The 24,252-nt window shown below is 64.2% G+C and carries 25 protein-coding genes; 16 read left to right on the top strand and 9 right to left on the bottom strand.

Going from position 1 to position 24,252, the window contains the following annotated elements:
• Positions 1–5: 5 nt before the first annotated feature.
• Positions 6–1,010, bottom strand: coding sequence for a cytochrome d ubiquinol oxidase subunit II (gene cydB / locus DEVEQU_RS04820; RefSeq protein ID WP_126149442.1), 1,005 nt, complete (start codon positions 1,008–1,010; stop codon positions 6–8).
• On the bottom strand, positions 1,000–2,424 hold the full coding sequence (locus tag DEVEQU_RS04815) for a cytochrome ubiquinol oxidase subunit I (protein WP_126149441.1): 1,425 nt from the start codon (positions 2,422–2,424) through the stop codon (positions 1,000–1,002). Before DEVEQU_RS04815 ends, cydB begins: the two co-directional genes overlap by 11 nt.
• Before the next feature lie 513 nt (positions 2,425–2,937).
• Between DEVEQU_RS04815 and DEVEQU_RS04810 the strand changes: the two genes are divergently transcribed.
• The 5 genes from DEVEQU_RS04810 to DEVEQU_RS04790 are packed head-to-tail and all read left to right on the top strand — an operon-like array spanning position 2,938 to position 8,492.
• Positions 2,938–3,699 carry a (2Fe-2S) ferredoxin domain-containing protein gene (locus DEVEQU_RS04810; RefSeq protein ID WP_126149440.1) on the top strand — a complete coding sequence of 254 codons (762 nt, stop codon included), beginning with the start codon at positions 2,938–2,940 and terminating at the stop codon, positions 3,697–3,699.
• Positions 3,696–5,231 (top strand): ABC transporter substrate-binding protein, encoded by a 1,536-nt coding sequence (locus DEVEQU_RS04805; protein WP_126149439.1) that lies wholly within the window; start codon positions 3,696–3,698, stop codon positions 5,229–5,231. Before DEVEQU_RS04810 ends, DEVEQU_RS04805 begins: the two co-directional genes overlap by 4 nt.
• Before the next feature lie 2 nt (positions 5,232–5,233).
• Positions 5,234–6,175 (top strand): ABC transporter permease, encoded by a 942-nt coding sequence (locus DEVEQU_RS04800; RefSeq protein WP_206437786.1) that lies wholly within the window; start codon positions 5,234–5,236, stop codon positions 6,173–6,175.
• Positions 6,172–7,068, top strand: a complete 897-nt coding sequence (locus DEVEQU_RS04795; protein WP_126149438.1) for an ABC transporter permease — start codon at positions 6,172–6,174, stop codon at positions 7,066–7,068. The genes DEVEQU_RS04800 and DEVEQU_RS04795 overlap by 4 nt, the downstream gene beginning before the upstream one ends.
• Positions 7,065–8,492 carry an ABC transporter ATP-binding protein gene (locus DEVEQU_RS04790; RefSeq protein WP_126149437.1) on the top strand — a complete coding sequence of 476 codons (1,428 nt, stop codon included), beginning with the start codon at positions 7,065–7,067 and terminating at the stop codon, positions 8,490–8,492. Before DEVEQU_RS04795 ends, DEVEQU_RS04790 begins: the two co-directional genes overlap by 4 nt.
• A 112-nt stretch (positions 8,493–8,604) precedes the next feature.
• Here the strand turns inward: DEVEQU_RS04790 and DEVEQU_RS04785 are convergent, their stop codons facing one another.
• Positions 8,605–9,393 (bottom strand): helix-turn-helix domain-containing protein, encoded by a 789-nt coding sequence (locus tag DEVEQU_RS04785; protein ID WP_164550249.1) that lies wholly within the window; start codon positions 9,391–9,393, stop codon positions 8,605–8,607.
• Between the two features lie 340 nt (positions 9,394–9,733).
• Here DEVEQU_RS04785 and irrA point away from each other — a divergent pair, with 340 nt between their 5' ends.
• Positions 9,734–10,204, top strand: a complete 471-nt coding sequence (gene irrA, locus DEVEQU_RS04780) for an iron response transcriptional regulator IrrA (protein WP_126149435.1) — start codon at positions 9,734–9,736, stop codon at positions 10,202–10,204.
• Between the two features lie 133 nt (positions 10,205–10,337).
• On the opposite strand, the gene DEVEQU_RS04775 is transcribed toward irrA, so the two are convergent.
• The 5 genes from DEVEQU_RS04775 to DEVEQU_RS04755 all read right to left on the bottom strand — a co-directional run bounded on the left by DEVEQU_RS04775 (position 10,338) and on the right by DEVEQU_RS04755 (position 14,218).
• A complete protein-coding gene (locus DEVEQU_RS04775) occupies positions 10,338–10,859 on the bottom strand; it encodes a DUF6644 family protein (protein WP_126149434.1) in 522 nt (173 codons plus the stop codon).
• 11 nt (positions 10,860–10,870) lie between these two features.
• Positions 10,871–11,404, bottom strand: coding sequence for a DUF6644 family protein (locus tag DEVEQU_RS04770; protein WP_126149433.1), 534 nt, complete (start codon positions 11,402–11,404; stop codon positions 10,871–10,873).
• Between the two features lie 78 nt (positions 11,405–11,482).
• Positions 11,483–11,956, bottom strand: coding sequence for a DUF6152 family protein (locus DEVEQU_RS04765; protein ID WP_126149432.1), 474 nt, complete (start codon positions 11,954–11,956; stop codon positions 11,483–11,485).
• A 14-nt stretch (positions 11,957–11,970) separates the two neighbouring features.
• A complete protein-coding gene (locus DEVEQU_RS04760) occupies positions 11,971–13,026 on the bottom strand; it encodes a hypothetical protein (RefSeq protein ID WP_126149431.1) in 1,056 nt (351 codons plus the stop codon).
• A gap of 301 nt (positions 13,027–13,327) precedes the next feature.
• Positions 13,328–14,218 (bottom strand): protein-methionine-sulfoxide reductase heme-binding subunit MsrQ, encoded by an 891-nt coding sequence (locus DEVEQU_RS04755; RefSeq protein ID WP_126149430.1) that lies wholly within the window; start codon positions 14,216–14,218, stop codon positions 13,328–13,330.
• A 189-nt stretch (positions 14,219–14,407) separates the two neighbouring features.
• Between DEVEQU_RS04755 and DEVEQU_RS04750 the strand changes: the two genes are divergently transcribed.
• The 3 genes from DEVEQU_RS04750 to DEVEQU_RS04740 are packed head-to-tail and all read left to right on the top strand — an operon-like array spanning position 14,408 to position 16,286.
• The gene (locus DEVEQU_RS04750) at positions 14,408–14,965 is read left to right on the top strand and encodes a cytochrome c (protein ID WP_164550248.1); all 558 of its coding nucleotides are present in this window, start codon (positions 14,408–14,410) and stop codon (positions 14,963–14,965) included.
• A complete protein-coding gene (locus DEVEQU_RS04745; protein WP_126149428.1) occupies positions 14,962–15,696 on the top strand; it encodes a HupE/UreJ family protein in 735 nt (244 codons plus the stop codon). The genes DEVEQU_RS04750 and DEVEQU_RS04745 overlap by 4 nt, the downstream gene beginning before the upstream one ends.
• Entirely contained in the window at positions 15,693–16,286 is a 594-nt protein-coding gene (locus tag DEVEQU_RS04740) for a hypothetical protein (protein ID WP_126149427.1), read from the top strand. The genes DEVEQU_RS04745 and DEVEQU_RS04740 overlap by 4 nt, the downstream gene beginning before the upstream one ends.
• On the opposite strand, the gene DEVEQU_RS04735 is transcribed toward DEVEQU_RS04740, so the two are convergent.
• Entirely contained in the window at positions 16,280–18,142 is a 1,863-nt protein-coding gene (locus DEVEQU_RS04735) for a cobaltochelatase CobT-related protein (RefSeq protein WP_126149426.1), read from the bottom strand. The two genes, DEVEQU_RS04740 and DEVEQU_RS04735, sit on opposite strands and share 7 nt — an antisense overlap.
• Before the next feature lie 172 nt (positions 18,143–18,314).
• Between DEVEQU_RS04735 and DEVEQU_RS04730 the strand changes: the two genes are divergently transcribed.
• From DEVEQU_RS04730 to DEVEQU_RS04700, 7 genes are all read left to right on the top strand, one after another.
• Positions 18,315–18,815: a cupin domain-containing protein gene (locus DEVEQU_RS04730; protein ID WP_126149425.1), complete on the top strand. Its 501-nt coding sequence runs from the start codon at positions 18,315–18,317 to the stop codon at positions 18,813–18,815.
• Between the two features lie 22 nt (positions 18,816–18,837).
• Positions 18,838–19,881 carry a hydroxyquinol 1,2-dioxygenase gene (locus tag DEVEQU_RS04725; RefSeq protein WP_164550247.1) on the top strand — a complete coding sequence of 348 codons (1,044 nt, stop codon included), beginning with the start codon at positions 18,838–18,840 and terminating at the stop codon, positions 19,879–19,881.
• A 104-nt stretch (positions 19,882–19,985) separates the two neighbouring features.
• On the top strand, positions 19,986–21,449 hold the full coding sequence (locus tag DEVEQU_RS04720) for an aldehyde dehydrogenase family protein (RefSeq protein WP_126149424.1): 1,464 nt from the start codon (positions 19,986–19,988) through the stop codon (positions 21,447–21,449).
• Between the two features lie 26 nt (positions 21,450–21,475).
• Positions 21,476–22,528, top strand: coding sequence for a maleylacetate reductase (locus DEVEQU_RS04715; protein WP_126149423.1), 1,053 nt, complete (start codon positions 21,476–21,478; stop codon positions 22,526–22,528).
• Between the two features lie 7 nt (positions 22,529–22,535).
• Entirely contained in the window at positions 22,536–22,841 is a 306-nt protein-coding gene (locus tag DEVEQU_RS04710; protein ID WP_126149422.1) for a YciI family protein, read from the top strand.
• The gene (locus DEVEQU_RS04705; RefSeq protein WP_126149421.1) at positions 22,834–23,244 is read left to right on the top strand and encodes a Rieske (2Fe-2S) protein; all 411 of its coding nucleotides are present in this window, start codon (positions 22,834–22,836) and stop codon (positions 23,242–23,244) included. The genes DEVEQU_RS04710 and DEVEQU_RS04705 overlap by 8 nt, the downstream gene beginning before the upstream one ends.
• On the top strand, positions 23,241–24,227 hold the full coding sequence (locus DEVEQU_RS04700; protein WP_126149420.1) for an AAA family ATPase: 987 nt from the start codon (positions 23,241–23,243) through the stop codon (positions 24,225–24,227). Before DEVEQU_RS04705 ends, DEVEQU_RS04700 begins: the two co-directional genes overlap by 4 nt.
• Positions 24,228–24,252: the final 25 nt, after the last annotated feature.

The following is a 24,252-nucleotide window of genomic DNA, read 5'->3' as shown; positions in this document are numbered from 1 at the left end:
TGGCATCAGTGATAGCCTTCTTCGGGGTCGAGCTTGCCGCGGAAGACCCAATAGGCGTAGCCGGTATAGGCCAGGATCGTCGGCACCAGGATCACAGCGCCTACCAGCAGGAACATCAGCGAGGAATCCGGCGCTGCCGCCTCCGCAATGGTGAGGCTGCCGGGCACGATATAGGGATAAAAGCTGATCCCCAGACCCACAAAGCTCAAGACGAACAGCCCCAGCGCCGCGAGGAACGGCTGCAGGTGCTTGTCATTGGTCAGGCCGTGCCAGAGCAGGAACGCACAGACCGCAAGCAGGAGCGGGACCAGCGCGGAAAAGAACGCCGTCGGCCAGCCGAACCAGCGCTCGAAATAGACCGGATTGATGAAGGGGCTCCACAGGGACACGGCGGCGATCAGCACCAGCATGGCGATGCCCAGGCCCTTGGCGAGCTTGCGCGCCTTGTCCTGCACCGCGCCCAGCGTCTTGAGATTGAGCCAGCAGGCGCCCAGAAGCGCATAGCCCACGACTACGGCAAAGCCGGTGAGGATCGAGAACGGCGACAGCCAATCCCACCAGCCCCCAGCATAGGCCCGATCCACCACGGTAATGCCCTGCACCAGTGCGCCCAGCGCAATACCCTGTGTGAAGCCGGCCAGAGTCGAGCCGATCCAGAAGCCATAGTCCCAATAATGCGAGGCGCGCTGCGTGCGCCAGCGGAACTCGAAGGCCACGCCCCGGAAGATCAGCCCCAACAGCATGATGATAATGGGCATATAGAGCGCCGGCAGCACGGTGGCATAGGCCACCGGAAACACAGCCATGAGGCCGCCGCCGCCCAGCACCAGCCAGGTTTCGTTGCCGTCCCAGACCGGCGCGATGGAATTGGTCATCAGGTCCCGCTCCTGTCGCGCCGGAAAGAACGGGAACAGAATACCGATCCCCAGATCAAAGCCATCGAGCACGACATAGGCCAGGACGGCAAAGGCGATGATGCCGGCCCAGATGGTGGGAAGATCAATCGGCATGGCGTAGTCCTTCCTTGATCGGGTCTTCCTGGGCCGGGCCGGGGGTGATGCCGGCGGCGCGATGCGGCGCCTTGTCCAGTTCGTGGTCCTCATCGAGAATGGGCGGGCGGCGGAACAGGCGGAAGAGGTAGAAGACCCCGGCGCCGAAGACGAGGAAATAGACAATGACGAAGGCGACGAGCGATGCGCCCACCGCCGGCGCGTCCACCGGCGAAAGGCTGTCGGCGGTCCGCATCAGGCCATAGACCGTATAGGGCTGGCGTCCGACTTCGGTCGTGTACCAGCCTGCCAGCACCGCGACGAAGCCCGAGCCGCCCATCACCACCGCCGAGCGGTGCAGCCAGCGATTGGTGTAGAGCGTCTTGCGCCAGCGCGACCACAGCGACCACATGCCGAGCCCGAGCATCAGAAAGCCAATGCCGACCATGATGCGGAAGGTGAAGAAGGGGATGAGCGCCGGGGGCCGGTCGGCGCGGTCCCATTCCTTGAGGCCCTTGACCTCGCCATCCAGCGAATGGGTGAGGATGAGCGAGCCGAGCTTGGGGATTTCCACGGCGTAATGGGTGGTTTCGGCCTCATCGTCCGGAATGCCGAACAGGATCAGCGGCGCGCCATCCGTGTGGGTTTCGTAATGGCCCTCCATCGCCGCGATCTTGGCGGGCTGGTGCTCGAGCGTATTGAGCCCGTGCATGTCGCCCACGAAAATCTGGATCGGCGTGACGATCGCGGCCATCCACATGGCCATGGAGAACATGATGCGCGCCTGCCGGTTTTCGCGATCCTTCAACAGATGCCAGGCGCCGACCGCGCCGACGGCGAAGGCAGTGGTGAGGAAGGCGGCCAGCACGGTATGGGTCAACCGATAGGGGAAGGATGGGTTGAAGATGATCGCCCACCAGTCCTCGGGAATGAAGGCGCCATTGGCGTCTAGGCTGAAGCCGGCGGGTGTGTGCATCCAGGAATTGGCCGAGGTGATCCAGGTGGCCGAAATCAGCGTGCCAATGGCGACCATGGCGACAGCCACCATGTGCAGTCCGTCGCCGACGCGCTTGCGGCCGAATAGGGCAATGCCGAGGAATCCGGCCTCGAGGAAGAAGGCGGTGAGCACTTCATAGCCCATCAGCGGCCCGATGACGGCGCCGGCCTTTTCGGAAAACACCGACCAGTTGGTGCCGAACTGGTAGCTCATCACGATTCCGGACACCACGCCCATGCCGAAGGTCACGGCAAAGATGGTCTTCCAATATTCGAAGAGCTTGAGATAGGCCGGGTCCCGCTTCCACAGCCACAGCGCATTGAGCACGGCCAGGAAACTGGCTGTGCCGATGGAAAAGGCCGGGAAGATGAAGTGGAAGGAGACCGTGAAGGCGAACTGGATGCGCGCCAGGATCTCTGCAGTCAGTCCGAAGGTCATCGATGCGGCCCTTGCGTTCTGGTTGGCCCCTATGGGCGAGTATGCCGGTTCTGCGTGTCGGCCCTTACGATCCTGCGCCACCCGAGGCGGTGCGCCGATAGGATTTGACCGTAAAGCCCGGCACTGCTCAAGTTCCCAAGCATAGCCACCCAATCACAAAGCGGCCATTCCACTGGCATGCGTGTAAAGGACGCGGTGCCCGCGTTCGACGCCGCACCGGGCCGCCACACCCTGCTTGCTCTGCACGGAACGGGCAGGCACCAGGCACTGCATCGGCCTCAAAATCGCTCAAAATCCCGGAAAACCGGGGTTTTGCGGTCGGCGTCAAAAATTCTGCAGTTTTGTGCAGGTTTTTTGGTTCAAGCTGGTGAACCATTCCTATAATGGACCCGCGTCTTCAGAACAGCGGGCGGAGGAATGCCTCAATGCAGGGTAGCACGACGACCGTGCCGGTTCGCGACCGGGGGATGATCTTTGTCGCCTTTTTCGTGGCTTTGCCGGGGGGCCGCGTCCATGCAGCCTGATGCCTGCCTCTTCGTCATCTCGGCCTATAATCTCAGCCAGCGCCGCCTCACCGAGCTGCGCCAGGCGACCGAGGCCGAGGCGCCATGCCCCTCTTTGCTCATCCGGCTCGAGGGCACCGGCGCCTCGCTGCCGGATGCGCTCGATACGCTTTATGGCGATGGCCACCTCCGCATTCTCATTCAGCCGCTGGGCATGCCCTTCACCGAGAGCCTCTTGGCCTGGCTGCCGGGCGCAGTCGCCAGCTGGGTCGAACAGCGCGGGCTCGACGATGTGTCGCTGCTGATCGGCCAGGACAGCAGCCTTGCGCCCCTGGTGATGACCGAGGCGGTGCAGCAGGCCTTCGCCAATATCGACAAGGCCAAGCCGGTGGTGGGGGTGAAACCCTCGCTCGGCAAGCCCGGCTGGCAGGATCCGCCCGATTTCACCCATCATCTGCTCGTCTGCACCGGCCCGCGCTGCCACTATCGCGATGCCGCCTCGCTGCTGCATGCGCTCAAGGAAGAGACCGCCCGGCAGGGCATTGCCAATGAGTGCCTGACCGCGCGCACCGGGTGCCTCTATCCCTGCAATCAAGGGCCTATGGTGGCGCTCTATCCGCGCGGCGAATGGTATCGCCTGCCCGATGCCGACAGCGTCCGCCGTTTCGTCGGCGATGTGCTGGCCGAGGGCCGCACGCTTCCCGACCTGCTCATCCACACGGCCAAGGCCGCGCGTCATCCTTCCCCGTCCCATGAGGATCAATCCGCATGATCAAATCGTCTCTCGCCGCCCTGTTGGCGCTCGCCCTCACCTCGACCGCCGTCCTGGCCCAGGATGGCCCGGCGCCGTTGCGCATCGTCACCTCCTTCGACATCGAGTCGATGAACCCGTCGGAAGACGGCTTCTGGATGCAGGAATTCGGCGTCGCCGAACTGCTGATGAAGTTCGAGCGCGATGGCACCAACCAACCCTGGTTGCTCGAAAGCCTCGATGCCGTGGACGACACCACCTGGGTGGCTCGTATCCGTCCCGAAGTGACGTTCCAGAACGGCAAGCCGGTCAATGCCGACACGGTGCTGGCGGCCATCAATCGCGCGCTCGCCACCTCGGACTCGGCCAAGGGCAGTGTTCCGGAAGGGGCGGTGTTCGAAAAAACCGGCGATCACGAGATCACCATCCGCACCGCCGCGCCCTGGCCGGAACTGCCTGGCATTCTGTCCAATGAAAGCGTGTTCCTGATCTATGATGCCGAGGCCGTCGATGCGGTGGGCGAGGATTGGGCGGCACTGGTCGGCGCCGGCATCTATACCGGCCCCTATCAGGTCGCCGCGCTCAATGGCGATCAGTTGCAGACCACCCGTTACGACGACTACTGGCGCGGCGAGCCTGCCTTGCCGGGGGTCACTGTCAGCTTTGTCAGCGATCCCAATGCCCGCATTCTGGCGGTGCAGAACAACGAGGCCGATATCGCCCTTTATCCGCCTATCGCCGCGCGCGCCGTGGTCGATGCCACGCCCGGCATCCACTTCAATTCCGGCACGCCCTCCACCGGCGGGTTCCTGGGCTTCATGAACATCAAGGAAGCCCCGTTCGACGATGTGCGCGTGCGTCAGGCGCTGCTCAAGGCGGTGGACTATGACGAACTTGCCAATACCGTCTTTGGCGGGGCGCTCGAGCAGGCGCGCAGCCTCTACAATGCCAGCTTCCCCTGGGCCGTAGAGAATTACGAGACCGACCCGGCGGCAGCCGCAGCGCTGCTCGATGATGCCGGCTGGGTGCTGGATGGCGATCTGCGCAAGAAGGATGGCGAGCCGCTCACCATCAATCTCATCATCTATCCCCAGCAACCCGATCTGGTGCCGCTGAGCGGGGCGCTGCAGGCGCAATTGCGCAAGCTGGGCATCGTGGTCAATATCCAGTCGGTCGATGACGTCTATGCCGCCCTGGTCGGCGGCGCGCCGGGCTGGGATCTGGGTATTTCCAGCGAAGGCACGGTGAGCTGGGGTGTTACCTCGCCTTTCCTCAACCGCTACCTGACCACTGCCAGCAGCCGCAATTTTGTCGGCTACGACAATCCCGAAGTCCAGGAACTGGTCGCCGAGCTCAAGGTCACGGTGGATACCGCGCGCCGCGATGCCATCCTTGAGCGCATCCAGACCATTCTCGTGGACGAGGACCCCTATGTCTTCGCCATGACCATCCATAAGGGCCGTATCGTCGTCAACGATCTCTATGCCGGCCAGCAGCCAAGCTTCGCGCTCTACCACGTCTCCTGGGAGACCAAGCCGAGCCCGGCGCAGTAACCATGACGCTGGCGGCAGCAATTCTTCGCCGATTGCTCCAGGCAGTGCTGACGGCCCTGGTCGCCAGCACGCTGGTCTGGGCCCTGCTGCCGCTGGCCCCCGGTGACCCGGTGATGCGCATCCTCGAGGCCAGGCACATCACCGAACCAAACGATCTGCAGATCGCCAATCTGCGGGCGGAAATGGGGCTCGATCAGCCTCTGCCGCTGCAATATCTGCAATGGTTGGGCAAGGTGGCGGGGGGCGACCTCTCCACCTCCTACCGCACCGGCCGTCCGGTGCTGGCCGAAATCGCCGAGCGCCTGCCCGCGACCTTGCTTTTGCTGGGCACGGCGCTCGCCGCCTCGGTGCTGCTCTCGATCATGCTCGCCATCATCGCCGCCGCCTGGCGTGACCGCTGGCCCGATCGGATCATTCTCTTCTACACCCAGATCGGCGCGGCGCTTCCCACCTTCGTCTTCGCGCTGCTGGTGCTGCAATATCTGGTCGTCGGCGCCGGCATCGGAAAGGTCCTGCCGCAGGGCACACTGGCTCTCGTGCTCATTCCCGCCCTCACCATCGGCATCGATCGCGCCGCCGGCTGGACGCAATTGCTGCGCGCCAGCCTGATCGAGGCCGGCAATGCCAATCATGCCCTCGTCGCCCGCGCCCGCGGTGCCACCCGCTGGCGCGTGCTGCTGCGCCATGCTCTGCCCAATGGCATGCTGCCCTTCCTCACCTCCATCGGCATCAGTATCGGCGCGCTGATTGGCGGCGCCCCGATCATCGAGGAAATCTTCACCTGGCCCGGTGTCGGCCGCTATGTGCTGCAGGCGCTCTCCGCTCGCGACTATCCGGTCATCCAGGGCTTTGTGCTCTTGAGCGGCTTGAGCTATGTCGCCGCCAGCCTGCTCGTCGATATCGTCGCCATGCTGCTCGATCCCCGCCTGCGGAGTCCGGCATGACCCTGCTCGACCGCTTTGCCGCCGTCGCCCGTCCCGCCCCCATCGCCATGACGCCGGGAACATCGCGCCGGCTCTGGCCGCGCCTGCTTGCCCATGGCGGTTTCCGCACCGGGCTGGTGCTGGCGCTGGCGCTGTTGATCCTGGCAGCGCTCGGTCCCTTCATTGCTCCCTATGAGCCAAACTGGCCCGATTATGCCGCGACCCTCAAGCCACCCGGCGCCGCGCACTGGCTGGGCACCGACGCCACCGGCCGCGACGTGCTCTCGCGCCTGCTCGACGGCGCCCATCGTTCCATCGGCGCAGCGGCGCTGGTGCTGGGCACCATCTTTGCGATCGGTCTCGTTATCGGCACCATAGCGGGTCTGGCCGGCGGGATCGTCGATACCGTGCTCATGCGCCTGGTCGATGTGATGATGACCTTGCCCGGCCTGGTGCTGGCCTTTGCCATTATCGGCATTCTGGGCCCCGGCTTTCTCAACCTGCTGCTGGCTTTGGTCATTGCCGACTGGGCCTATTATGCCCGGCTCTCCCGTGCGCTCACCCTGTCGGCGCGGCAGCGGCCCGATGTCGTCGCAGCGCGCATGGCCGGCATCGGCTGGCCCCGCATTCTCTTCGGCCACATCCTGCCCGGCGTCGCCCTGCAATTGGCTGTCGTCGCCACCCTGGGCATGGGCGGCATGATCGCGGCCATTTCCGGCTTTTCCTTTCTCGGCCTCGGCGTGCAGCCGCCTTATGCCGAATGGGGCGCCATGCTGGCCGAATCCCGCTTCTATTTCCCCATCGCCCCCTGGCTTCTGCTGGCCCCGGCTGTCACCATCTTCGCCTCGGTCATGGCCTCCAACCTCATCGGCAATGGGCTGCGCGACGTGCTCGAACCCAAGGGCCGCTCATGACCCTTTTGTCCCTCACCGATCTCTGTGTCGACTATGGCGATGCACGCCTCGCCCTCAATCGCGTCAACCTCTCCGTCGGGGCAGGGGAGTGCGTGGCTCTGGTCGGCCCCTCCGGCTCCGGCAAATCCACCATGGCTCGCGCCATTCTCGGCCTCCTGCCCAAGGGCATCGCGGCGCGCGGTGCTGTCGCGTTCGAAGGCCGCGAGCTCTTGCAGCTGGACGAAGCGGCCCTGCGGTCCCTGCGCGGCCGGCGCATCGGCTATGTCGCCCAGGACCCCTATCAGGCCTGCGATCCCCTGCGTCCCGTGCATGATCACGTTGCCGACGCCTGGCATGCCCATGGTCTTGGCCTGCCAGAGCATGCGGTGGCGAATGGCCTCGCGACCGCGGGGATCACCGAAACCGCCCAGCGCATGTGGCAATATCCGCATCAATGGAGCGGCGGCATGCTGCAGCGCGCCTCCATCGCTGCGGCCACCGCGCACAATCCGTCCCTATTGATCGCCGATGAGCCCACCAGTGCCCTCGACGCCGACCGTGCTGACGCCATTCTCGATATGCTCAAGCAGTCAGGCAGCGGCATCCTGCTGATCAGCCACGATCTCGAGCTGGTGCTGCGCCATGCCGATCGCATTGCCCTGCTCGATGCCGGGCGGATCGTGGAGACCGGCCCCGCCACGGCATTCGATCTTGAAAAGCTGACCGGCCCGCGCGCTCAATCCCGTCCGTCTGCCGCCCGGCGCGCCGCCAATGCCACGCCGCCGCTGCTGACGCTCGCCGGCGTTTCCCGCCGGTTCGGTGCCGGCCGCCACAATCGCACCGTGCTCGACAATCTCGACCTCGCCATTGCTCCGGGTGAGATCATCGGCATTACCGGCCCGTCCGGCTGCGGCAAGTCCACCTTGCTGCGCCTCGCTTCGGGGCTCGATCGACCCGATAGCGGCGCCGTTACCCGGCATGCGGCGATCCGCGCGCCCGGCACGGTTATGCCGATCTTCCAGGATCCGGTGGCCGGTCTCAATGCCCGCTGGCCGATTTGGAAGAGCTTGACCGAGCCGCTGACGGCGCCGCATCTGCCGCGCCTCTCGGGCCGCGAGCGCCGTGCCCGCGCACTAGCGGCTCTCGCTCAAGTGGGCCTCGCCACGCTGGACCCTGAAAGCCGGCCGGGCGAACTCTCCTCCGGCCAGTGCCAGCGCATCGCCGTGTCGCGGGCACTGATCGGACGGCCGGCATTGCTCCTGGCCGACGAGCCCACCAGCGCGCTCGACACCGTTTCGAAATACCAGGTGCTCGATCTGCTGACCGCCGCTTCCGCCTCCGGCACCGCCATTGTCGTGGTCAGCCACGACCGGGCCATGCTCGAAGACATCGCCGATCGGGTGCTGTGCTACACCAATGGCACATTCCGTCCCCTCGCGGCATAGCCTCTGCAACCGCCTAGACCGTTTCACATTCTGGTTGATGCAGTTCCATCGCCCCCTCCCTTTGAGGGGAGGGAGGCGAAAGAGCCCTGAGTCCACTTCAGTTTGAAATGATCTAGCCCGCCCGCTGCGCCCGGCGATAGGCAGCGGGGGTGGTCTGGAAGTGACGGCGGAACATGCGCGTCAGGTGCTCCTGATGGGTAAAGCCGCAATCCAGCGCGATCTCGGCAATCGGCTTGCTCGTTCGCGCCAGCAATTGCTGGGCACGCTTGATGCGGACGCTGATCAGGTAGCGATGCGGCGGCATGCCGACTTCGGATGCAAAGACCCGCGCCAGGTGGCTCGGGCTGCGATAGGCGGCGTCGGCAATATCCTGCAGCCCGATCGAGCGGTCGGCATTGGCTTCGATATAGTCGATGGCGCGCACCACTTCCGGCGAAATCACCCGCCCGCTATCCGATGTGCGCCAGACCGGCCTGACGCCCTGATGCACGGCCATGATATGCGAGGCCATGCACCGTGCCAGATGATCGGTGAAGGACGGGTCGGGGTCGGCAGCGTTCATCGCCGTCACGCCGGCCATGCACAGCATGGCCAGCATGGGCTCGGCCTCGAGCAGGCGCGAGTCGAAGGGGACCCTGGAGGGTTCCTTGCCGGTCATGTCCATCGCCACTTCGTTCCAGATTTCCTGGCGGATATAGAGATGGACGGTATCAGCCGGTTCGCATAATTCCGCCTCGAACGGCTCGTCGGGCGCGACGAAGCGGATCGAGCCGGCAGGGGCCTGCACCTGCTTGTCCCGCTTGAGGTCCATATAGCCGATGATCTGTTTCTGGTGGAACACCACCAGCGGGTCACGGGCAGAGAACGAGCCGCGAAAGGGGTTCTCCGTCTGCGACGACATGTAAAGTGAGCGCCAGTTGAGGCCATCACTGCTTTTTTGATTTTGCACGCCGGGCAATGCCAGCATGCCATGCGTCTCCGCCACCCCAAAGGGGCGCTTCGACATCCTCCACTCGGTGACCATTTTTCCGTTGTGTTGTTTGGGGCCAACCCATCAAGAGTAGCTGAGATCACGGATTGTGCAAGACGGGTGCTGCATTGCCAGCTCCGCTCACCGGGCGCCTCTACGGCCTGCCGCGGCAGGCGCCCGCCGCGCCATACCTGCCTGTGCAAGAAACCAATCGCTTTGGGCAGGCTCGCCTTTGCGCCGACGCCTATCGTCATGGGCAGGAGGATTGCCCATGCATTCTGATATTTCTTCGTCTTCCCAATCGTCCGCGCCCGCTCTCGAGCCAACCGAGTGCAGCCGCCGCGCCTGCCTTACCGCTATTCTGCGGATGGCCGGCATGCGCCCGACCCGGCAGCGGCTCGATCTGGCCGACCGGTTGATCGGGCGGGATCGCCATGTCACCGCCGAGGAGCTCTATGTCGAAACCGCCGCGGCCGGGCACGAATTGTCCCTTGCCACGGTCTATAATACGCTGCGCCAGTTCCAGAGTTCGGGGCTGGTGCGCGAGCTGGCCTTCGAGGGCATGCGCAGCGTCTTCGATACCGATACCTCCCGGCATCACCATTTCTATCTCACCGAAGAGTCGCGGATTATCGATATTCCCGCCCACACTCTGGCGGTGACCGATCTGCCCGGTATTCCCGAAGGCTACGAGGTCAACCGCGTCGAGGTCGTGGTGCGCCTGCGCCGCAAGGAGCATTGAGACGCCCGCATCTCGGCACCTGCTGGAAAATGAAAACCGCCCGGTTCGCAAGAACCGGGCGTTGCAGTTGACGGCGTCAGGGAGAACGGGTCGCTTCCGGCAAGACAGTGGTGCCGGAAGCGGGGAACAGGGCCTAGAGGGCGGCGAAGGGATCGGCACCGGCGGCCGGCGTAAAGCCGATCATGCGGCCGAAGACCACGATGGCAGCCCAGAGCAGGATCGAGAGCAGCCCGGCAATGCGTGCCGAATTCGGCGGTGGCTGGGTGGTGTCCCAGCTCTTGACGTCACGGGCGGTGACGAATTCGAACACGAACATGTTGAGCCCGGCCAGCACCAGGAGCGCCATCTTCACCTGGAAGCTGACATTGATGGCAATGCTGGTGGCATTGGGCAGGAACAGCAGGATGCCCGAAGTGACCGCCAGGGCGAAGCCGATCCAGGTCAGATGCAAGAGGTCGTGGGCGACGCGGGTGAAGGGACGGTTGGTGGAGGCGACGCCGAGCAGGCGCAGATCGACGATGAGAATGGTGCCGAACACCATGGCCACCGCCAGCACATGCAGGCTCTCCACCACCGGATAGGTGGCGCCGCCGGTATTCACCCATTGGGCGAGGTCGGAATATTGCAGGCTTTCGAGCAGTGCAGTGAAGTCCATGTCAAGCACTCCTACGAGCCGGCGTAGATGGAGGCGATCGGGGATGCAGAGCCCCAGATCAGCGGGTCATAGGCGATGAAGCGTCCCATGAAGATGATGATCACCACCATGGCCACCGTCACGATGGCAGTGACGCGCATCTGTGGGGTGCCCTTGGCCTCGGTGTCGGCAAGGCCGGCATTGACACGCACCGTGCGCATGAAGCGGGCCGAGATGACGATCAGGGCCACCAGCAGCGCCATCTTCACCCAGAAGGAGATGGCCATCAGCTCGCGAATGGGCTCGGCCATGATCAGGATGACGCCGGTCAGCGCCAGCAGCGCCAGCGCCGTCCAGGCCCAGGGGGCGAAACGATCCACTGTCTGGCGGATGGAAACGCCGCCCCAGCTGACCCCCACCACGCGCAGCGCGGTGATCAGCACCGAAACGAAGACCACGGCAATGGCCATGATGTGAATGGATTGCATCGTGGGCACGACCCATGGGGACGTGGCCATAGCCAGGCTGAGAGGGGATTGGCTCAGCTCTATAAGAAGTTCAACCATTTAGAGGGCATCCTCCTCTGCCCGGACAGAAAAAACGGGGTCGGAGACATCGGTCTCCGACCCCTGATTGCAAGACGATTACTGGATGCCTTCGCCCTTCTTGGCTTCTTCGAGGGACATGTAGCCCTTCTCGATCCAGGTCGGCCATTCGGCGGCGCGCTGGTTGGCGCGACAGCCGGCATCGGCCGGGTTGTACACGGTGCCATCGGCAGTGATGAACAGACCGGAGGCGCCGCCATTGCGGCCGTCGCGCAGCGGGCACATCACCACGGTGATCTCATCGCCTTCCTTGAAGGTGTCGCCCTTCATGGAGGGATTGCGGGTGAGAAGGCCCGGAGGGGCGGAGCCCTCGAAGGCCCAGACCTTGCCGTCTTCGGTCTGCAGCATCATGAAGGTGTGCGGGCTGGTGAAGGCCCAGCGGGCGACCTTGCCCTTGAGCACGATCTCGACGTCCGGGTTGAACATCGAGAAGCTGTGGTGGGCGAAGGCGGCCGTGGCGGACGCCGCGCCAATCGCGGCGGCCAGGGCCAGGGCGAGATATTGCTTTTTCATCTGCAGGGGTCCTTTTACTGTGCGGTTCCTTCGGCAGCGCCGAAGAAGTCGTCGAAGTCGGTTTCGCCAGGGGTCTTGGTCTGACCCGACAGGTCGGCCGGCAGATCCGGGTTGCGCATCTCGTGCCAGGTCTTGCCGCTCTCGCCCGGCAGGCGGATCGTGGTCTCGTTGTTTTCCGTCTTCTGCTGGATGTTGGCATCGCAGTTCCAGTGACGGATGCGGTAGCCGGCGTCCTCGATCTGGGTCGCGCGGGTCCAGGTGTAGACACCGCTCAGCGGCTTCACCAGGCTGACCGGGTCATAGAAGGTGACCTGGGCTTCCAGGCGGGTCATACCGTTGTCGAGGGTCTTGAGTTCATAGACCTCGATGATTTCCATCTCGTTGGAGAAGGGCGGGTAGCCGCGGAAGTAGTCGGCAGGCCACATGTCATTGGTCCAGACGATGAGCTTGTCACCGTTCCAGAAGCCGATGCTGTCACCGGTCGGCGAATGGGAGCCGTCGATGTTCTTGTGTTCCTGGTTGATGTAGACGCGGCGGGTTTCGTTGGCCAGGTCGTTCAGCCACCAGGACTGGTCCGGCGTATTGACGAATTCGCGGACATAGGGCTCGAGCAGCCAGCGCGGAACACCGGGCGCTTCACAGGTGGTCAGGCGGTCATAGGGCTGCTCGTTGTACGCCAGCATGTGCTCACGACGCTGCTTGAAAGCGGCTTCGTATTCGGGGGTCAGCACGCCCTCAGCCACTTCACCGCCAGCGGACACGCCGGGCGGAATGGGGCCAACGAAGAAGGGCGAAACACCGCCACTAAGGTCAAGGTTGACACCGCCACTAATGGCAATGTTGTTGTAGCTGGCTTCCCACAGGCCTTCCCACTTGGGAACGGACTCATAGGTGTGCTTGGTGCCACCACGAGCCTGGGCCAGAAGGTAGTTGTAGTGTTCTTCAGCGGTCTTGAACGCGCGCGGCGGCGCAACCACTTCGGGGTTATGCTGCGCATAGGTCAGCATCGGGCCGCTCACAGCGACCATCAGCCCCAGCGCAAACGCCACCAAGACTTTCTTCGTCTTCATGATATTTCCTCTCCTCGGCCACATGACTGCGCGGAGAGTGGTCAGCCGTATCCACCCCCCGTTTGGCGCCGATGGGGCGGCGCCTGATTGCGGTCTCCCACCCGCAATCCTCGCAGCGCGTCACAGCATCAGAATTATATAACCAAAACTCATATTTTTATTGGTTCGGCTATATAGTGCGTCTGAGTGTCATTCGTGCTGGGGCAGCCCTCGCTTTGCTGCAATCCCATAATTTCAGGGGTTACCGGCATATCCCTGCACGGAGCTTGCTGATCATTTGCATGAAACGATCATGTTTACGTCAGGACCGGGATATCGCCTTTGGTAATGTCTTTCGCCGGGCAAGCGCTGCAATCGTTACAGTCGCCGCCATCCAGGCCAGCAGCATGGCCACCGGCGGCACGCCGAGATAGATCCAGAGGTCGGGGTTGATATTGTCCGCCAGCGCCGCCCAAAAGTCCTGCCCGGTGCGACCGGCCTGGACGCTCACCAGCCAGAGCGGTTGCAGCAAAAGGGCAAAGACAGCGGCCGCAAGGCCAAGGCCCGCCAGCGCCTTGGGGTCATTGCCCAGGCGCCGCCGCTCCAGCAGCCGCCAGCCCATCAGCCAGACATAGGCGCCGGCCATCAGGAACGGCACGCCCTGCAGAGATCCGGGCGAGAGGAGGAAATGCAGCACCGCGAGAAACGCCGCCGCATAGACGAGAGTGTGCAGTTTTTTCCAGCGCTGGCCCATGCTCCGGATCACCCCGTCAAAAGAGGTGAGGGCAAGCGCCAGCAGGACGAGCAGGGAAAGGGTGGCGATCCACAGGCTCAGCCGCCCGGCCAGTTCGCTGCCTAAGGCCGCCCAGTCCCAGACGCGCAGTCCGAACCAGGCAATGACATGCAGCACGCAATAGCAAAAACTCGCGACGCCCAGAAGCCGCCGCAACTGCGCCAGCCGGCCCATGCCGGTGATGCGGCGCATGGGCGTGACGGCCAGGCAGGCGAGCAGCAGATAGGTGGCCCAGAGGCCAGAATGGTAGATGAGGTTCACATAGGGCGATGGAAAGTCCCAAGTGCCGGAGCCGAGTTCGCCCGCCATCCACAGGCCCGGCAGGCAGCAGCCGGCAAGGACCGCCAGCTTGAGAAACGAGAAGCGCCCGGCCGCGTCGAACCAGGGCATGGATTGCCAGAGCCGCAGCGCATGATCCATCAGCGTTTCCTCCTCGCCATTGCCAGGCAAGGTTAGGCGCTTCCTGGCGGCGCGGACTGCATGTTTCGATCCCAGCCCTGCACGTTTCGGCGGTGCTCAGGTGCGTCTGGTGCAGGCTTTTCCGCCGATTGTGCAGGACGCCCCACCGGCCTTCTTGGTCTTCTCGAACAAAACCGAGGAGGGTATGCGATGCGTCGCGACATGCTTTTTGCCGGCCTGGCCGGAGTGATGGTGCTGGGCACGCTGGCGCTGCCGCCGGCCCTGGCGCAGAACGCCCCGGGCCCCGCCGAGACTGCGCTCACCAGCCAGCAGGACAGCACGCTGGCCCGGCGCCTCCTGATGCACAGCATCGGCGCCAACAATGACATCGTGCACGATATTCTCGACGGTACACTGCCCATGGACGATCTGGAGCTGCGCGGCCGGCTGCAGTCGATCGGCGCGGCCCTTTATGCCATGCCCAGCCTCTACCGGGCCGAGGCCAATCCCTATTCGGAGGAAGCCGAAAAGGCCGACGCACTGCATGTGTCGCTGGCCAATGCCAAGGTCTGGGAAGATTTCACCACCTTCCGCGACCTGTCCTACGCCGCTTTCTTCAAGGCCCAGGAAGCCGCCGACGCTACCCCCGACCAGATGCTGGCACGCGTCGAGGAGCTCGAGGTCATGTGCGACAGCTGCCACGAAACCTATCGCACGCCGTTCGAATATTTCGACTTCGACCGCATCGAGGACTTCCTCAAGGAATGACCGCGAAGGCTCGGCCGTACGCACCCTTCGGGCGGCTGGGCCATCCGGCGCCGGCTGCCCCGACATTGGCTCTCATTGTTCTGGTGTTCTCGGCAGTCCCGGCCATTGCCCATGGCGTGGCCGGGGGTGACGCCGCGTTCCTTGAAACCGCGCGCGGCGTGCAGTTCTGGCCCTATCTTTATCTCGGCGCCAAGCACATGTTCACCGGCTACGACCACCTGCTGTTCCTGCTGGGGGTCATCTTCTTCCTCTATCGCCTGCGCGACGTCGCCATCTATGTGACCATGTTCTCGATCGGCCATTCGATCACCCTGCTGTTCGGCGTGCTTTCGGGGCTGCGGCTCGACGCCCATATCATCGATGCCATCATCGGCTTTTCGGTGATCTACAAGGCCTTCGATAATCTGGGCGGCTTCCGGAAGCTACTGGGCTATTCGCCCAATCAGAAACTGGTGGTGCTGGTCTTCGGATTGATCCACGGCTTCGGCCTTGCCACCAAGCTGCAGGATCTCAGTCTCTCTGCCGATGGCCTCGTGCCCAATATGATCGCCTTCAATATCGGGGTCGAACTCGGGCAATTGGTGGCGCTGGCCTTCATTCTCACCGTCTTGCAGCTTTGGCGCAGCACGCCCGGTTTCACCCGGCAGGCCGCGGCCATCAATGTCTTGATCATGGCAGCCGGTTTCGCCCTGGTGCAAATGCAATTGGTTGGATTTTGGAGCACGCCATGAGCGCCGACAGCCCCGCCCCCATGCCCCATCCGACGACCCGCCAGCTGGCGCTGCAAGTGGCGGGCGCCGCCCTTCTCGGCACCGTCCTCACCCTCACCGTCATCCTGCCCACCGAATACGGCATGGACCCCACCGGCTTTGGCGCGCTGACCGGGCTCAACAGCCTCTCCGCGCCGCCCGAAGTCGTGGTGGAAACCCGCTTCTCCGCCCCGCCCGAGATTGCCCGTCCTGAGCCCCTGCCGTTCCGGCAGGATGTCATCACCGTGCCCATCGGCGCCTTCGGCCGCACCCTGGGCGCCACCGAATACAAGGTGACGCTCGCCGAGGGCCAGACCATGGTCTATTCCTGGAAGGCCTCGGTCCCCATTCTCTTCGAGTTCCACGGCCATACCACGCCCACCGATGGCAGCCCCGCCGAGGTGATGGACTATGGCAAGGGTACGGCACAGGAGGGCAATGGCGCCCTGACCGCCCCGCTCACCGGCATCCATGGCTGGTATTTCGCCAATCCCACCTTCGAGGACGTCACGGTCGAATTGACCCTGGCCGGCTTCTACACGCTCGAACCCGGCCTCATCGGCATTCACTGACGCATCAAGAGGGCGTCGAGCGCCCCGATCAGGGCGGGGCCCAGTTCTTCGATGGCGTCGATGCGGCGGGCCGAGCGGTAATATGTGTCGACATCGTGCCGCACGCCGATGGCGGTGAGCTCGATCTGCCCGCTGCGCTCGATCTCGCCGATCACCTCGCGCAGGTGCCGGTCGAGAATGTCCTTGTCGTCATTGGCCTCGATGGTTGCCTGGTCCACCGGCGCGCCGTCCGAAATCACCAGAAGTATGCGGCGCTGTTCCGGGCGCCCCATCAGCCGCCGCGCCGCCCAGGCCAGAGCTTCGCCGTCGATATTTTCCTTGAGCAGGTCGGCCGACATCATGGCGCAGAGATTGAGCCGGGCGCGCCGATAGGGTTCGTCGGCGCCCTTGTAGACGATGTGGAGGAGATCGTTGAGCCGCCCCGGACTGGCCGGCCGTCCGGCCCGCAACCAGTCCTGTGCCGATTGCCCGCCCTTCCAGCCCATGGTGGTAAAACCGAGCACCTCGGTGGTGACCGAGCAGTTCTCCAGCGCCGCGCAGATGAGGTCGGAAGCAATGCAGGCGAGCTCGATGGTCTTGCCGCGCATCGAGCCGGAATTGTCGATCAACAGCGTCACACAGGTGTCGCGAAACCGCGATTCCTCTTCCTGCTTATAGGCGTCGGCAAAGCCGGGATTGACCACCACGCGGTCGAGGCGAGAGGCATCCACCAGCCCCTCCTCGAGATCGAAACTCCAGGAGCGCGTCTGCTTGGCCATCAGCCTCCGCTGCAATTGCGTCACCAGCCGTGCCATGCTGCGCCGATTGGCGCTGCGCCGCTTGTCCAGTGTTTCCTGCGCCTGCCGCATGGTCTGCTGCGGCACCAGGTCTTCGGCGCGCGCCACCTGGTCGTGTCGCGTCGTATAGGCCCGATAGGGCAGGGGCCGCGCCTGCCGCAGCACCTCCAGCGGCGGCCAGATCGAGGGCGCGTCCTCGTCTGCCGTCAGTGCATCCGGCCCCGGCTCGAAGCTCTCGTCCTCGGTCTGGTTCGAGCCATGTTCGAGCTCGCCCTCGTCCGGTCCGCCACCGGCGCGATTGCTGATCTCGCGGCGCACCGGTCCCTCGCCGCGCCCATGCAGCGCCGTGTAGAGCGCCTCGATAAAGGCGCTGGCCGCTGCGCCATAGGCGCGCTGGTCCTCAATATTGGCCTTGAGCGCATCGAGCTGCCGCTGCAGCCGCTCATGCATCCAGCGGTTCCACATCCAGAAGCCGGAGGTCGGAATGGATGGCTCGCTGCGGCCGACCAGCGTATCGCCCACCACCATGCGAATGGCCTCTTCGAGCGGCACCAGCGAGGCCAGATGCGCGCCCAAAAGATCGGATTTGGCCAGGCGCGCCAGATGCGCGGCGGCGAGGTTGTCGCCGATGCCCTTGAGCCGCGCGGCGCCCGCCGCCTCGCAGCGCAAGAGCTCGAGCAGGTTGAAGAGCCTCGCATCTCCCAGGCGGTCGGGCGTCACACCGGCATGGATATCGGCGTCGTGATAGCGCAGGAACAGCGCGGCGGAGTCGATGCGGCCGCGCAGCGCCGGCATATTGTCGGGCCGCAATTCGTCGAGCGCTGCTCGCAATCCGCCGGAGGGATCGGCCTCCCCGATCTGCACGTCGATATCCTCCCGGCCGGACAGCGAGCGCGCCGCCGCCGACAGCTGGCCGGCCAGTTCGAGCTGGTGGCGTTCCGTACTCTGCTTCTCGCGCATCTCGGCGCGCGAGCGCATGGAATCGGGGTCCGACCACAGCGCCAGCCATTCGGCACCGTTGCGCACCTGGCCCTTTTCGTCCCGCTTCAGAATGGTCGACCGGATATCTTCGTCTGCCATTTTCTCGTTCCCTGCTGCGCTTCGAAAATAACGCAAAAGAGACTGCAGCGGGCAGTTTACGGGCGCGGAATGCGCAGAAGGATGCCCGCTTTGTGCAGGCCCCCAAGCGCTTCGATTGCCTAGTGTTTCGGCCGAAGGTCCAGCACCGACACAGTTCCAGAGGAGGTTCGCCGTGGGTCAGTACACCACAGATTTCGGCTCCATTCATGCCTATAAGAAGGGTGGCGTCACCGCCATCGACGATGATCCGAAGCGCTATGTCTTCTCTAACATGTTCGAAGTCGCCGCCAAGTCCGCGCCCTATGAGCGCGTCGCCGTCGCCAAGAACTTCGAATATGTGATCGAGAGCGCCAAGGCCGAGGGCGATTCCCCCTGGTACACCGCCGCCCATGACGAGTTCGTCATCTCCATGGACGGCAAGGTACGCGTCGACTTCATCAAGCTCCCCGATCCCGATGCCCTGGTCGACCCCGAGAGCGAAGGTGCCGTCCAGATCGATGGCAAGCCCGAGGGCGCCAATATGGGCTATGTCGTGCTCGGTCGCGGCCATATGGCCATGCTGCCGGTCGGCTCCGCCTACAAGTTCAGCGCGGCCGAGACCTGCACCATCCTCATCCAGTCCATCGACGGCGCCGTGACCCAGCACAAATGGGCGCAGTTCTGCCAGAAGTAATTCCGAGCAAGGAGACACCGCCATGGCTATGAAAGAATCCGCTTTCGCCGGCACCGAAGAAGAGATCAGCAATCCCCGCGGCCTGCCGATCAACAGCACCTATGCCGTCAATCCGGCCGACAACATCACCGGCTACAAGTCGTTCCAGGCCGGCTCGTTCAAGTTCCACCGCGACGAGTATTTCTGCTACGTCACCACCCCGACCGCCGTGCATACCATGCCGGCCGACGCGTTCCTGCGCGCCCTGATGCGCGACGTCGCCTGGGGCTTCTTCTACGGCACCGTGAACTTTGACCAGGTCTTCGGCACCACCAATTACTATGGTGAAGTCGACATGTTCATGGGCGCCACCAACGAGGCCTATACCTCTGCCGGCCGTGACTTCGTCGAGCGCTTCAAGGCCGACAAGCTCATGGACGTGTTCAAGAAGATGGTCTCGGACTGGACCAATGAGGGCTACGACCCCTTCGCCGCGCCGATGGAAACCGGCGTGCCGTGGGGCATAAAGAATGGCGACAATGACGAGGCCGTGAGCCGCGAACGCGTCACCGCCCGCCGCATGGTCGGCCTGCCGGGCGATACCCCGGTGCGCACCGATGCCAATGGCTATCCGGTCAACCGCATGTTCGACGACGTGCCGCAGGACCAGCCGGAAGTGCATGCCGAGCCGGGCTTCGAGCATGAAGTTTCCGCCTATAACCTCTTCGGCTACCTGTCGCGTTCCGACGTGACCTGGAACCCGTCGGTGTGTTCGGTGGTCAAGGATAGCCTCTTCTGCCCGACTTCGGAGGAATACATTCTCCCCGTCGAGCACGGCAATGACCGCTGCGAGTGGTTCATCCAGCTGACCGACGAAATCACCTGGAACGTCAAGGACGGCGCCACCGGCCGCCCGCGTGCCGTGATCAACATGAAGGCTGGCGATTGCTGCTGCATGCCCGCCGACATCCGGCACCAGGGTTTTTCGGCCAAGCGCTCCATGCTGCTGGTCTGGGAAAACGGCTCGCCGAAAATCCCCGAACTGATCCGCCAGGGCCTCGCGCCCGACGTCGCGGTCGAGTTCTAGGAACGGGCGGTCGCTCCCACTTCCGCCCTGCGGCCGGTCTCCACCTTGCGTGGAGGCCGGCTGCTTAGGCACTTCAATCCCTTACAAAAGCATCGGTATCAGCTGTGCAGACCAAGCTCTTTATTGGCGGTGAGTTCGTCGATGGCCTCGCCGGGGGCACCATCCCCGTGTTCAATCCCTATTCCGGTGAGATCATCTGCGAAATCGCCGAGGCGCGGGCCGAAGACGTCGATCGCGCCGTCACCGCTGCTAAGGCCGCGCAGTTCGCCTGGGGTCGCGCCGATGCCGCTGACCGGGGCAATCTGCTGCTCAAGCTCGCCGATGCCATCGATGCCCATGCCGACGAACTGATCGAACTCGAAGCGCTCGATACCGGCCATCCGGTGCGCGATGCGCGCAAGCTCGACGTGCCGCGCACCTCGCGCTGCTTCCGCTATTTCGGCGGCATGGCCGACAAGTTCGAGGGCTTTGTGCCCCCGGTCTATCCCGGCTTCCTCAATTATGTGCAGCGCGAGCCGGTCGGCGTGGTCGGCCAGATCGTGCCGTGGAATTTCCCGCTGATGTTCACCAGCTGGAAAATGGCCCCTGCCCTTGCGGCCGGCAATGCAATCGTCATTAAGCCGAGCGAGCTGACCCCGCTCTCCACCCTGCGCATCGCCGAATTGATGCGCGATGTCGGCTTCCCCGCCGGCGTCGTCAATGTCGTGCCCGGCTATGGCCACACTGCCGGCGCCCGCATCGCCGAGCATCCCGAAATTTCCAAGGTGGCCTTTACCGGCTCGACCGCCACCGGCCGCCGGATCGTTCAGGCCTCGGCGGGCAATCTCAAGAAGGTGCAGCTCGAGCTGGGCGGCAAGGGCCCCAATATCGTCTTCGGCGATGCCAATGTGCGCGCCGCCATCGGCGGCTCCGCCTTCGCCATCTTCCACAATCAAGGCCAGGCCTGCATTGCCGGCTCGCGCCTCATCCTGCACAAATCCATTGCCGACGAATTCCTCGATGGCTTTACCAAGTTCGCCCGCTCGATCAAGCTGGGCGACCCGCTCGATCCCACGACCGAGATGGGTCCGCTGACCTCCAAGCAGCATCAGGAGCGCGTCTTGCACTTCTCCCAGGTCGCCAAGGACCAGGGCGGGGAAATCCTCACCGGCGGCAAGCAGCCCGACCGCGACGATCTCGCCAAGGGCTATTTCGTCGAGCCCACCATCGTGCGCGCCAAGCCCACCGACCGCGTCAGCCAGGAAGAGGTGTTCGGCCCCTTCGTCACCGTCACCACCTTCGAGGATGACGAGGAAGCCCTCGCCATCGCCAATGGCGTGCAATACGGTCTGGGTTCGGGCCTGTGGACCGCCAATCTCACCCGCGCCCACAAATTTGCCCGCGATATCCGCGCCGGCATGGTCTGGGTCAATTGCTACAAGGTGGTCCATCCGGGCTCGCCCTTCGGCGGCGTCGGCGAAAGCGGCTATGGCCGGGAAATGGGCTTCGAGGTCATGCGCGAATATACCCAGCCCAAATCTGTCTGGATCAACTTTGACTCCAAGATGCCGCCGCACTACGACCGCTAATCACCAGATAGAACCAGTGGTGGACCATGGACTTCGTCTATAATGCCAATCCTTCCCGCGTGATCTTCGGTGCGGGCAGCCGCGCTAAGGTTGCCGAGGAACTCGATCGTCTCGGCATCGAGCGGGCCATCGTCATCTCGACCCCGGATCAGTCGGGGCTCGCCGCCGAAATCGCCAAGGCCATAGGCGGCCGCGCCGGCATCATGTATCCCGGCGCGGTACAACACACCCCGGTCGAGGTCACCGAATCCGCACTGATGGCCGTCAGTTCCGTGCGCGCCGACGGGTGCCTCGCCATTGGCGGCGGCTCCACCACCGGCCTCTCCAAGGCCATCGCCTACCGCACCGACCTGCCGCAGCTGGTGATCCCCACCACCTTTGCTGGCTCGGAAATGACCCCGATCCTCGGCCAGACCGAGGCCGGTCGCAAGACCACCGTCTCCGACCCCAAAATCCTGCCCGAGACCGTCATCTACGATCCGGAGCTGACGGTCACCATGCCCAGCTTCATCTCCGGGCCCTCGGGCATGAATGCCATCGCCCATTCGGTGGAAGCGCTCTATGCCAAGGATCGCAACCCCGTCATCTCGATGATGGCCGAAGCCTCGATCCGCGCCCTGGGCGGCGCCCTGCCGACGCTGATGGACGATCCGAGCAATCTGCACGCCCATTCCGAAGCGCTTTACGGCGCCTGGCTGGCCGGGGTCTGCCTCGGCGCCGTCGGCATGGCCATCCATCACAAGATCTGTCACACGCTGGGCGGCACGTTCAACCTGAACCATGCCGACATCCACGCGCTGATGATCCCCTACACCTCCGCCTATAACCGCGACGCCGCGCCCGAGGCCATGGCCAGCATTGCCCGCGCCCTTGGCACGGTTGATGGACCCACCGGCATCTACCAATTGACCCAGCGCGCCGCCAGCAAGCGCTCGCTGGCCGAAATGGGCCTCACCGAAGCCGATCTCGACACGGCCGCCGATATCGCCCTGCAGAACCCCTATTACAATCCGCGCCCGGTTACCCGCGAAGGCGTGCGCCACATGCTGCAGGCCGCCTTCGAGGGCAGGGCGCCCTGAGGTCGGCATGGCATATTTCTGTGTCCATGCCCTGGATCGCCCCGGCCGGCTCGAAGACCGCCAGCGCCTGCGTGAAAGCCATCGGGCCCGCCTCCGGCAGCATGATCATCCGGTCAGCGTCCGCATAGGCGGCCCGCTGCTCGACGGTGCCGCCGCCATGATCGGCACCATGCTGGTCATCGAGGCCGACAACCGCGCGGCGGTCGAGACCTATCTGGCCGGAGACCCCTATATGCTGGAAAACCTCTTTGAGACCGTCACCATCACCGGCTTTAACTGGGGCCTGGGCCAGCCGGAGCCCGCCCATGGCTGACGCACTTTCCCAGCCCGATCCCATCCTCTGGCGTACTCGCCCGCGCGCGCCCATGCCCGGCACGGTGCTGGCCCCGCTCGAAGAGCTGGCCGATGGCGCCGCGAAGGAATTTGTCTTCGGCCGCGGCACCACGGTGTTTTCCATGTTCGTGGTACGCCGTGGCGCGCAGGTGTTCGGCTATCTCAATATCTGCCCGCATTATTCCTCGCCCCTCAACCATCGCGCCGGCCATTTCCTCAACGAGGATGGCAGCCGCATCCGCTGCACCATGCATTTCGCCGAATTCCGCATCGAAGACGGTTTTGGCGTGGCCGGCGCGGCGCAGAACTGCTGGCTCGACCCCGTTCCGGTGCATGTCGAGGACGGCAATATCGTGATTTCCCGCCCCGGAGACCAAGCGTGATCCAGGAATTGTCGCCCGGCGCCCGTCCGGATATCGAGCTCTCCATTCGCGACACCTTCGGCCTCGATGTCGAGGGCACGGTCCCGGCCTTTTCCACCCGCGACGAACATGTTCCGGCGCTCGATCCCAGCTATCGCTTCGATCCGGCCACCACCATGGCCATCCTTGCCGGCTTCAACGGCAATCTGCGCGTGCTGCTGCAGGGCCGCCACGGCACCGGCAAGTCCAGCCATATCGAGCAGGTGGCCGCCCGCCTCAACTGGCCCTGCCTGCGCCTCAACCTCGACAGCCATGTCAGCCGCATCGATCTCATCGGCAAGGACGCCATCGTGTTGCGCGACGGCAAGCAGGTCACCGAATATCGCGAGGGCCTCTTGCCCTGGTGCTATCAGCGCCCGGTGGCGCTGGTGCTCGATGAATATGATGCCGGCCGGCCCGATGTGATGTTCGTCATCCAGCGTGTGCTCGAGGCCGAGGGCAAGCTGACCATTCTCGATCAGAACAAGGTCATTCCGCCCAATCCGTTCTTCCGCCTGTTCGCCACTGCCAATACGGTGGGCCTGGGCGACGTCACCGGGCTCTATCACGGCACCCAGCAGCTCAATCAGGCCCAGCTCGACCGCTGGAACATCATCGCACGCCTCGATTATCTCGATGAGGGCGCCGAGGTCGAGGTGGTGCTGAGCAAGGTGCCGTTCATGGGCGAGGCTGAACGCGGCGAGATGCTGTTGCAGATGGTGCGCATGGCCAACCTGACCCGCGCCGGCTTCGCCGCTGGCGATGTTTCGGTGGTGATGTCGCCGCGCACCGTCATTTCCTGGGCACAGAATTATCGCGTCTTCGGCGATCTCGACTTCGCCTTCAACACCGCCTTCCTCAACCGCTGCGACGAGGCCGAGCGCCCGCTCTACGGCGAATATTACCAACGCGTCTTCGGCCGCGAACCCGCCAACACCGCCCCTGAAGACTGGAAACGCGTCTAGCTCTCTTCCCTCTTTCCTCTCCCTC

The sequence above is a fragment of the Devosia equisanguinis genome (assembly GCF_900631955.1).
GTDB classification, from domain to species: Bacteria; Pseudomonadota; Alphaproteobacteria; order Rhizobiales; family Devosiaceae; genus Devosia; species Devosia equisanguinis.
The sequence above is the reverse complement of the archived record's forward strand: the minus strand, read 5'-3'. Positions and strand labels throughout refer to the sequence as shown.